The organism is Flavobacterium sp., assembly GCF_049240005.1.
Lineage (GTDB): Bacteria > Bacteroidota > Bacteroidia > Flavobacteriales > Flavobacteriaceae > Flavobacterium.
In genome coordinates this window covers 1-2,785 of the sequence record NZ_JBMLTK010000004.1, presented here as the reverse complement: position 1 = coordinate 2,785, position 2,785 = coordinate 1, and the positions used below count along the sequence as shown (strand labels likewise).

Annotated in this window: 2 protein-coding genes; both read left to right on the top strand. The window is 41.5% G+C overall.

The genetic code is table 11. The annotated features are described in order from the left end of the window. Positions 1-191 precede the first annotated feature (191 nt). The gene (locus ACOVQQ_RS00265) at positions 192-2,345 is read left to right on the top strand and encodes a S46 family peptidase (protein WP_421816438.1); all 2,154 of its coding nucleotides are present in this window, start codon (positions 192-194) and stop codon (positions 2,343-2,345) included. Between the two features lie 163 nt (positions 2,346-2,508). Further along, positions 2,509-2,733 carry a hypothetical protein gene (locus tag ACOVQQ_RS00260; RefSeq protein WP_421816437.1) on the top strand — a complete coding sequence of 75 codons (225 nt, stop codon included), beginning with the start codon at positions 2,509-2,511 and terminating at the stop codon, positions 2,731-2,733. The last annotated feature ends 52 nt before the right edge of the window (positions 2,734-2,785 follow it).

Genomic DNA, 2,785 nt, shown 5'->3' with positions numbered 1-2,785 from the left:
ACCAAAAGTTTGGTTGGCGACCCAAGAAGCCGACCAAACTTTTAGGTATTGTTGCGTTTTGAGGTGGCACTATTGCGAAAAGCGGGAATAGCTTCTAAAAAACCTACTTGAAATTTAGTAAATATTTAAGCCGCATTTCTCGCCGTAAATTACCAACTTGCGAAACCAAAAATTTGTTTTAATTTTTTGATATGCACTACAAAAATAAACTCGTACTCGCGCTCTTACTGTTATTCCTCCAACTGTCGTTTGCCCAGCAAGGCGGCATGTGGGTTCCTTCTCTACTCGATGGAACGCGCGAAAAGGAAATGAAGAAACTCGGATTGAAAATTTCCTTGAAAGATATTTACGACACGAATAAATCGAGCTTAAAAGATGCTGTTCCGCAATTTAACGGCGGTTGTACTGCGGAAGTTATTTCGCCAAACGGACTTTTGCTCACCAATCATCATTGTGGTTTCGACGAAATCCAGTCGCATTCTACCCTTGAACACGATTACATTACTAATGGTTTTTGGGCGTACTCGTTGGAAGAGGAATTGCCGAACCCCAATTTAGAGGTAACATTTATTGTTAGCATTACCGACGTAACCACAGCCGTACTCGAAGGCGTTGCCGACCTCAACAGCGAGGTGAACAAACAGCAACGCATTAAAGAAAATATCGCCAAAGTGCAAAAAGAAACGAAAAAAGAAAGCTGGCAAGGGAGTTTGGTACGCTCGTTTTTCGACGGCAACCAGTACTTGCTTTTTGTAACCGAAAGCTTTGAAGATGTTCGTTTAGTGGGCGCTCCGCCGTCGAGTATCGGAAAATTTGGATCGGATACCGACAATTGGGTGTGGCCGAGACATACCGGCGATTTTTCGTTGTTTAGAATTTATGCCGACAAAAACAACCGACCTGCGAAGTATTCTAAAGACAATGTGCCTTACAAACCCAAGCACTTTTTTCCGATCTCGATTGCGGGCGTAAAGGACAACGACTTTACCATGGTAATGGGTTATCCGGGTCGTACACAAGAATATTTGCCGGCGGTGGCTGTTTCGCAAATTGTGAACGATTTAAATCCGGCTCGTATTAAAGTTCGCGAGCAAGCTTTGAAAGTTCAGGATGGATTTATGCGTAAAAATCAGGCAATTAAAATACAGTATGCTGCAAAATACGCGGCGATAGCCAATTATTGGAAGAAGTGGATTGGAGAATCTCAAGGTTTGAAAAAATCGGATGCCGTTGGAAAGAAGCGTGCCGACGAAGAGAAGTTCAAGCAGTTATTGGTTGAGAAAAATCAGACTGCAGCTTACGGAAATTTACTCAGCGATTTCGAAAAACACTATACCGCTATTAAACCCTATGCAGTAGCACGCGATTACTTTAACGAGATTTTCTTGCGCAATACCGAGCTTACGGCAACTGCTTTTAAGTTATATCAACTGAGCCAATTGGGCACCGACGCCAAGAGCGAAGCAGCTTTTGAAGAGCGAAGAAAAGCACTAATCGACGGATTACCTGCGTTTTATAAAGATTTTAATTTGGACGTGGATCAGCAAGTATTTAATACACTGATAGCCCTATATCTGAGTGATTATCCTAAGGATTTTTTACCTGAAAAATTCAAAAACGAAACTGCCGCGTCGTTGACAGAGAAGTTGTATCAGAAATCGGCCGTAAGCAACTACGATCAAGTAAAAAACCTATTGAGTGGTAGTCTAGCTGAAGTGAAAACGAAGTTAAGTGCTGATCCGGGTGTGCAACTGATGTCGGATATCGCCTTAGCGTATACCACTCTGGTTGCGCCGAAATACGAGGAAATTAATGCAAAAATCACGGCTACGCAAAAGCTGTACACCAAAGCTTTATATGAGTTGAAAGCGATCGACCGCATGTTTCCGGACGCAAACAGTACGTTGCGCATTACCTATGGCAAGGTGAAAGGCTATCAGCCGAAAGACGCTACTTTATATACGAGCAAATCGTATTTAGATGGTGTTTTGGAAAAGTACATTCCGGGCGATTACGAGTTTGATGTACCGCAAAAGCTGATTGAATTGTATGAAAAGAAAGATTACGGTAGGTATGCAGAAAACGGAAAGATGCCGGTGTGCTTTATTGGAACTAACCATACCACAGGAGGAAACAGTGGAAGTCCGGCGCTTGACGCGAAAGGCAACTTGATTGGATTGAATTTTGATCGCGTTTGGGAAGGAACTATGAGCGACATTTACTATGATCCAGCGATTTGCAGAAACGTCATGGTTGACGCGCGCTACATTTTATTCATCATCGACAAGTTTGCAAACGCGCAGAATCTAATCAACGAACTGAAAATCATTGGTTTAAAAAAATAAAGATTTTTTTAACGTTTAAAACAATTTTGGCACGGTACTTGTAAATTGTTTTCGCGTTGTAAGGAATAGGATTTTTAAAAAAACTTCAGATTCTGATTGTCGTATTAAAAAAATTATATCTTTGCATCGAATTAATAATTAACCTTTTATAATTTAAAGTAAGATGAAAAAAGTATTTTTAAGTTTCGCTGTTATCGCTGCATTAACTGTAGTATCTTGTAAAGAGAAAGCTACTGAGGCTCCTGCTGAGGAAACTCCAGCTGTTGAGGCTCCTGCTGTAGAAGAGGCTGCTCCTGCTGCTGAAGACACTACTGCTGCTCCTGCTGCTGATGCTGCTGCTGCTCCTGCAGAAGCTGCTGCTCCTGCTGCTGATGCTGCTAAAAAATAATTAGAAACATCTAATGATTTTAAAGCCTCGGTTTTCCGAGGCTTTTTTATTT